The 454-nt window shown below is 72.7% G+C and carries 1 protein-coding gene; it reads left to right on the top strand.

The genetic code is table 11. From position 1 onward, the window contains the following. A partial coding sequence (locus tag HMPREF1546_RS15695) for an ROK family protein (protein ID WP_021752117.1) occupies positions 1-454 on the top strand: 454 nt, incomplete at both ends.

The raw sequence follows: 454 nt of genomic DNA, 5'->3' as shown, positions 1-454 counted from the left end.
GGCCCTGCCGGTGCTGCTGGGCAACGACGCGGACTGTGCTGCCGTAGGGGAGTATTTCCAGGGCGCGGGCCGGGGTCTGCGGGACTTCGTGGTGCTGACCCTGGGCACCGGCCTGGGGGCCGGAATCATTCTGGACGGCCGCCTGCGGGGCGGCGAATCCTCCAGCGAGGCGGGGCACATGGTGCTCCATGCCGGAGGAGAGCCCTGCCCCTGCGGACGCAGGGGCTGCTGGGAACAGTACGCCTCCGCCACGGCGCTGATCCGCCGGACGGAGGCGGCCATGGCCGCCCATCCGGAGAGCGCCCTCTGCCGTCTGGCAGAAGAGGCCGGCGGCGTGGACGGCCGGACGCCCTTTCTGGCGGCAGAGGCGGGGGACGAGACGGCCCTTGCCGTCTGCCGCGCCTATGTGGAGGAGCTGGCGGAGGGCACGGCCAGTCTCATCAACATCCTCCGG

It is taken from the genome of Oscillibacter sp. KLE 1745 (assembly GCF_000469445.2).
Classification (GTDB): domain Bacteria; phylum Bacillota; class Clostridia; order Oscillospirales; family Oscillospiraceae; genus Oscillibacter; species Oscillibacter welbionis.
This window is presented reverse-complemented; position numbering and strand designations above follow the sequence as displayed.